Consider the following 6,818-nt stretch of genomic DNA (forward strand, 5'->3'; position numbering starts at 1 on the left):
TTCTCCTCATGTATATTGTTTCGTCAATTTGAATTTTCGCAGCATGCAATAAATCGGAGGTGCTGTTATGCTGACACCTATGGTCAGATACTTCTGCCTGCTGACAATATCTTTGATTTCATATAAGGTCCACTCATGCTCTGACGGATGAATCATAATTTCTTTCTCTGCTTCCTCCGTACGGGCGAAGAGACGGATTTCTACATTCGTTGTATCTGTCCCCATAAATTCCGCTTCCAGCGTATAGTTGCAACCCTGTGTGATAGTTACCAGCTGACTGATCTGAAAAGTAAAGTTCTTTGGTGCTTCCACGCGAAGTGTATTCTGCGGTGGAGCAGGAAATGGCTCTATAAACTCAGGATAAAGCTGTACCATCACCTGCTCATCCGCGCTTTCTATCGTCCATTGCGTCAGACCTTCCTCCCAGTTTGTATCACGCAAGAGGTTTTCCGTCTCCGGAAGCCTCTGAAGAATATGTACTGTTATTGTAATGTTCTCTTCAATATCCTCTGATTTTCCTTCAATTTCATACACACCTGGCTGTAGATACCAACCATTACCCAGAGTCTCCATCTGCCAGCTTACCCTCTTCTTTTCGATTCTTCCATCATAAAAAAGAACGGATAGGACTTTTGGCAACTCCGGCGCTGTTCCTATTTCTACTGTTATCGGTACAGGTTCATAAACCTTCGCATATTCTCCATAACGCTTTTGTTGTCTTGTAAATTGAAATGATCTGATTCCTTCCATGACCTTCCCGCCTTCATCCAAAAGGCCCATGTTTTCCGACCAACCGCTCTGTCCAGGGCGGGGAAGGCACAAAGGCTCCCAATAATATACACCAAGCCCCCTATTCTCCGGCAGGGAAGCCACAATATTCATTACTAGATCCAGTACTTTCTTTTGTCCTTCCTTCGAGGCCGGTACACCGGCAATTCTCTCCTGAGCTTCATCAATAAACCCATTTTTACTTCTTCTCCACGCGTGAGCCGTTTCCACAATCATGATTGGCTTGTTATACTCCCTAGTAAGCCTTAGTAACGTTTCCCGCAAATCCGTAAAGTTCCCATGCCAAAAGGGATAATAGGATAATCCTATAAGATCAAAGTCCATCAGTCCGCTGGCAATCGCTTTCGTAAACCATTCACTGATATAAAAATACCGGCCGCCCTGATCCAGATGGAGCATTACTTTTAGTACATTAGAATCTGCAACCGCCCTTGCACCACGAATCCCTGAATTGACCAGCCGTACCATAGATGCATAGTCCGGTAGTTCTCCATCTGGAAATAAAAGGCCGCTCCTGATTTCATTTCCAATCTGAACCTGATCTGGCAACACCCCTTCTGCTTGCAGGGATAACAGTGTGTCTCTTGTATAAGTATAAACTACCTCTTCCAGTTCTTCAAAGCTTAAATTTGCCCAGGCCTTTGGCTTATTTTGTTTGGCTGGATCCGCCCAGTAATCGGAGTAATGAAAATCAAGCAGAAAGCTCATGCCATGGGCCTTGATTTTCTTAGCCATCTCTATCGTATGGGCAAGGCTGCAATACCCTTTGGATTCTGGTACATGTTCCGGATTATTCCATATGCGCAACCGGATTGCATTCACGCCATATTTACCAACTAGTGCAAATGGTTCTATGATTGTATCGTCAAAATCCTTTATCTGCATACCTTCTTTTAATAATTCCGGTAGAAAAGAGATGTCCATTCCCTTATAAAAATCCGTCTGTTGATTGCTCATTTCCGTTCTCCTCAAATTCCATTCGATGATTTTCTAAGTAATATCTCATAATCCATCTTCGTTTTTTGTACATATTCCTTTCCCATCAGGTAATTAATTAATTGCTTGCCAATCATATTTCCCACCTGTATGGCAGGAACATTCACCGCCGTAATTGCAGGAGAGAAACAGTTTAAATTGGAGCTGTTATATAGAGATGCAATCGCGATATCCTGAGGAATTCGATATCCATCCGCCTGCAGTCTGGAGGTTATTAGGGTACAGATGGTATCATCCCCGCAGACAATACATTCCACTTTTTTTGACATAATATCGCTGATAATGGCATCCAGATTATCCTTCTTTAACGTACCAATATAAAATGCCTGATTCTTCTCCATGATTCCATTTTTTAAAAGTGCCTTGCAAAAACCGTCGCGCCTGCTTCTGTTTACATTATACGTCAAATCCTCAACGATCAGTGCAAATTTGCTAAATCCCCTTCCAATCAGGAGTGAGGTCAGATGCTCTGTGGCTGCCTCATTATCAGTATCCACTTGAATTACATCATCATTTTCGCAGATGCCTGTGATTCCCGTGGGAAAATGAATATCAGTTAGATATTGCACCGCTTTATCATCCTCAAGGCTTCGAGTAAGAATAATGCCATCCACCTTTTCATTTTCAACAAGAGTTCGAATACCTGCGATATCATTCATCATTCCGATGATAATCAGTACATGATAGTCCAGAAGGGAAGCAACTTCACAAATTCCAAGCAGACAATCATGAAAATAGAGGCTTCCGCTTGAATATACATCAGCTGGAAGGACAACCCCGATATTGCGGCTTCTCGTTCCTCTTGTTTCTCCACTTGTTTTCAACATTCCCTGCTCTCTGGCTAAGGTTATGATTTGATCACGAGTTTTCTCTCCTATTCTGCCTTTGCCGGATAAAGCTCTTGATACTGTGCTCTTGGATACCCCTAATTTTATTGCTAGTTCATCCTGCGTCATATTTTAAGCCTCCTGGTACGGATTCATAAGTGGTGCACCTACTAAGGTGTACTTTGAAGGGCTGCTACATTTTGTAACAGCCCATACGTAGCTTATTGGTATTATTAGTTTTTGGCAACATATTCTGCTGCCTGTTTTTCCAGTTCAGCCTGGATATCACGTACACCGGCACTTTCCAGGGCTGCTTTTAGTTCAGCAATTGCCTTGTCAACATCATCCACCAATCCGTTCACCAACGGATCATAGTAATTACCTAGTGCAGCTTCCACAGCTGACACCTGTGTGGTAACCTTATTTGAGTCAAAGTTGAAGCCATCATAAGCATGCTCCGCCTTTATATTATTATTGAAACCTGCTAGCAAGGTGTCGTGAGTATCATCCAGTGCTGTTCTATTCTCGATACTCTCCGTTCTTGTTATATTGGCATTATTCCAGCCCCAGTTACAGTTGCTTGATACGCCATAACCACTTTCATCAATAATCTTATATTCTTTGTCGCCAACAGCCTCCCAATGCTTGCCTTTAATACCAAGCATAGCCAAATCAAAGACTTCCGGATTGGTATAGAATTCATTTAATACCATCATTGCTCTTTCTTTATTCTTGCTACTTGCATTAATGGCAACACCGTTATTTATGTAAGAATTGACCTTCTTAGGCTGTGAAGATACCGGATCGCAGATGGTTACATTCCAATCTGGCTTCTCTGCATTTGCCTGCTTTGCATAAAGTCTGCAACTGCCAAGGTTCCATATCATGCTTGCGGTCCTTCCAGTAAGCAGACCAGTTTGTCTTTCATCATAGGAATTTAATATGTCCGGAGACCAGCTGCCTGCATCTGCAAGCTCTTTCATCTCTTTGCAATACTTAGTAAAGCCATCCCAGTCCAGTAAATAGGTAAATTTCAAATCGGACGGATCTTGTGTATGATACAGATACAGCTCTCCTGCCTTAGGAACTCCTCCTGTGGTGGACAAACCCTGTGACTGGAAATATTGATACCATGGACCACCCTGGCTTGCGTAAATACCATCTGCTGCACAAGCCTTATAGAAGCTCATCAATTCCTCCCAGGTTGTTATATTTTTGAAACCGTACTTCTTCAACAAATCGCCACGAACCGCAATAACATCCTGCCCAAATTCATTCTGATAGTTGGGAACCATGTAGATCTGATCGTTAATCTTCGCTTGATTCCATGCTACTTCCGGAACTACCTTCCAGATATCCGGTGCATAGGTCTTAATAAACTCCTCAGACATCGGATAAAAACCACCTAGTGCTACTGTCTGCTCATAGTGACACCAGCTAGAGGCCGTGAAGATCAGATCAAAATTCTCCTGTGAGGAGAACAGTAAGGAATACTTGGTATCATGCTCTCCCCAGGACAGAAAATTCACACTGAGGGAACAATTCAGCTTTTGTTCTAGGATTTTATTGATCTTTCCATAAACCTCATCAAAATCCGGAGTCCTGTCACCGATCAGATACATCTTTAAGTCCACATGTTTCGAGGTGTCCACCACTCCTACAGCATCGTTGTTTCCAGCCGCACCATTATTTGTGGCGCTTCCCGAGCTAGTTTTCGTGTTGTCTTTGGTGTCTTTTGATGATCCGCAGCCGGCAAGCATGCTTATCAGCATGGTTACTCCGAGTAGTAATGCCAACATCTTTTTCATACTTTTTTTCATAAAAGCCTCCCTTTATATTTTTATTTTATTACTAACCTTTGACTGCACCTATGGTAATTCCCTGTACAAAATACTTCTGCACTAGGGGATATGCCAGAATAATGGGGCCGGTAACTACGATGGTCAATGCCATCTTTAAGGTCTGTGTCGGCAGGGACATAGCATTGATAATAGAACTACTGACCGCATTGTTTGCAATCAGCTTTTTATAAGCTTCAATATTATTCACCTGCTGGTATAAGAAATACTGCAGCGGATATTTACTACCCGACTTAATATAAAGCATTGCATTGTACCAGTCGTTCCAGTATGCCAGCGCAATAAACAATCCTACGGTAGCCAGTGCAGGTTTGATTAAGGGGATCACCACCTTAAATAGCGTGCGTACCTCTCCGCAGCCATCGATTTTTGCCGCATCGACCAACGACTCAGGAATTGCCATAATGTAACTCTTCATAATCAGAAGGTTATACACACTGAACAGGAGAGGAAGCAATAACGCCAGATAGCTGTCCTTTAAATTCAGGGTATTAGACATTAATATGTAGTAGGGCACCAAACCGCCACTAAACAGTGTTGTAAAGTAAAAGAAGAAGGAAAAGTAATTTCTCCACTCAAAGTCTTTTCTAGCCAGCACATAAGCTGTCATGGTCTGCAATATCAAGCCAGCTGCTGTGCCTGCGATTGTGAGACCAATGGTATTCACATAAGCACGCATTACAGTCATCGGTTCACGAAATACTGTCTTGTATGCCTCCAGACTAAAATCCTGCGGCAACAAGCTGAATCCGTTTTTTATGATTGCCGCTTCCGATGAGAAGGATCCCGATAAAATCATAAGAAACGGAACCAGGCAAAACAGTGCGATTAAGCCGCAGAATAAGTAACCGATAATGTTCAGTGCAATTACATCAGGACCTTTTTTTATTTTTCCCAAACGCTTAACAGATTTCAACTTCTTCCCCCCCTAAAATAATGTATAGTCCTTATCATACAAGCCAACCAACTTATTCACAGCAAGGATTGTGATAAAGCAGAGAACGGACTGATACAAACCGATGGCAGCTGACATGCCGAAATTATTACTGCTGATCAGCGCGCGGAAGGTTAAGGTATCGATAACATCCGTATAGTTATAGAGGAGCCCGTTATTACCCACCAGATTATAGAACATATCAAAGTTTCCTTTGAAGATGCCACCGACGGATAGTAAAAGTAGGATGGTTGCAGTCGGCATGATCATCGGGATGGTTACTTTAAAAATTCTCTGGAACACATTGGCACCGTCAATTGCCGCTGCCTCATAGATTGAGGTATCAATTCCCATAATCGCTGCCAGATACATAACCGAACCATAGCCAATGTTCTTCCAGACATTAAAGAATACTAGAATAAATGGCCAAACTTCCGGCTTTGTATAGAATGAAATCTTTTTTTCACCAAAGAAGGTAATCAATCGGTTCATGAAACCATAATCTGAACTAAATATGTTAAACGCCATAACGCCGACTATAACCCAGGAAATAAAATAAGGTAAGAACATGATAGACTGAGAGATCTTGCGGAAATGCTTATTTCGTACCTCTGTAAGAAATATCGCCACTGCAATCTGGGTTATCATATTAATCGCAATAAACACTAGGTTATATAAAACTGTATTTCTCGTTACTAGGCCTGCTTGCCCGGATTTAAAGAAAAACTTAAAATTTTCCAGACCGTTCCAGGGACTACCCCAAATTCCACCAGCATAGTTATATTTCTTAAATGCCAACACAATGCCTGTCATCGGATAGTAAGCAAATATCAGCGTATAGATAACCGCAGGTGAAAGCATCAAAAGAAAGATTCGATACTTATACAGTTTTTTGAAGAAACCTTTTAACCCACTATTCTTCATGTCTCCTCCTCGATCTTCGGGTTGCACAATAAGTTGCGCTTATTTGTAATTTATTACTATATTTTTATTATACTTTCATGCTAATTTAAATACAATTCACAATACATCTAATGTGAAGCAGGAATAACTGTGCAATTTTAATATTTATTTAGTGACTTTGCGCAATCATTTTATCATATATTGCGCATCATTCTTTTCACTATTTCCTCTCAAAAAGTTGTAGAGGAAATGGAAAAAACAAAAATGTTGCAGCAGAAGCCTTGGACGCTCTGCTGCAACATTTATTTTAATAACCCTCTTAACCTTTCATTACTCCGATAGTTCCGTGATAAATACCAAGAAGTATCCTGTTTTAGTTTCATACTTGAACTCATGCCTTATAAGTAGGTAGCTCTTACTCTTCTGCTTTTTGATAAATGTACCCTAAATTGTCTTTGCAATAAACTTTTCCCTTAGCTCCATTGATGATTGCCATACGGGGTGGTTTAT

5 protein-coding genes are annotated in these 6,818 nt (G+C 41.3%); all 5 read right to left on the minus strand.

Annotation, left to right across the window (positions count from 1 at the left end; translation table 11 throughout):
* Nucleotides 1–6: 6 nt before the first annotated feature.
* A complete protein-coding gene (locus tag RTP52_RS10780) occupies nucleotides 7–1,746 on the minus strand; it encodes a glycosyl hydrolase 53 family protein (RefSeq protein WP_312371219.1) in 1,740 nt (579 codons plus the stop codon).
* Nucleotides 1,747–1,757: 11 nt separating this feature from the next.
* A complete protein-coding gene (locus tag RTP52_RS10785) occupies nucleotides 1,758–2,741 on the minus strand; it encodes a LacI family DNA-binding transcriptional regulator (protein ID WP_312371222.1) in 984 nt (327 codons plus the stop codon).
* Nucleotides 2,742–2,845: 104 nt separating this feature from the next.
* Nucleotides 2,846–4,432, minus strand: coding sequence for a DUF3502 domain-containing protein (locus RTP52_RS10790; protein WP_312371224.1), 1,587 nt, complete (start codon nucleotides 4,430–4,432; stop codon nucleotides 2,846–2,848).
* Between the two features lie 31 nt (nucleotides 4,433–4,463).
* Entirely contained in the window at nucleotides 4,464–5,387 is a 924-nt protein-coding gene (locus RTP52_RS10795; protein ID WP_312371227.1) for a carbohydrate ABC transporter permease, read from the minus strand.
* 12 nt (nucleotides 5,388–5,399) lie between these two features.
* Nucleotides 5,400–6,329, minus strand: a complete 930-nt coding sequence (locus RTP52_RS10800; RefSeq protein WP_312371229.1) for an ABC transporter permease — start codon at nucleotides 6,327–6,329, stop codon at nucleotides 5,400–5,402.
* Between the last annotated feature and the right edge of the window lie 489 nt (nucleotides 6,330–6,818).

It is taken from the genome of Lachnoclostridium sp. (assembly GCF_031997925.1).
Lineage (GTDB): Bacteria > Bacillota > Clostridia > Lachnospirales > Lachnospiraceae > Lachnoclostridium.

What these genes read in the sequence shown, in the direction of transcription:
- RTP52_RS10780 (WP_312371219.1), bottom strand. Translation starts at nt 1,746, where the DNA reads ATGAGCAATCAACAGACGGATTTTTATAAGGGAATGGACATCTCTTTT.
- RTP52_RS10785 (WP_312371222.1), bottom strand. Translation starts at nt 2,741, where the DNA reads ATGACGCAGGATGAACTAGCAATAAAATTAGGGGTATCCAAGAGCACA.
- RTP52_RS10790 (WP_312371224.1), bottom strand. Translation starts at nt 4,432, where the DNA reads ATGAAAAAAAGTATGAAAAAGATGTTGGCATTACTACTCGGAGTAACC.
- RTP52_RS10800 (WP_312371229.1), bottom strand. Translation starts at nt 6,329, where the DNA reads ATGAAGAATAGTGGGTTAAAAGGTTTCTTCAAAAAACTGTATAAGTAT.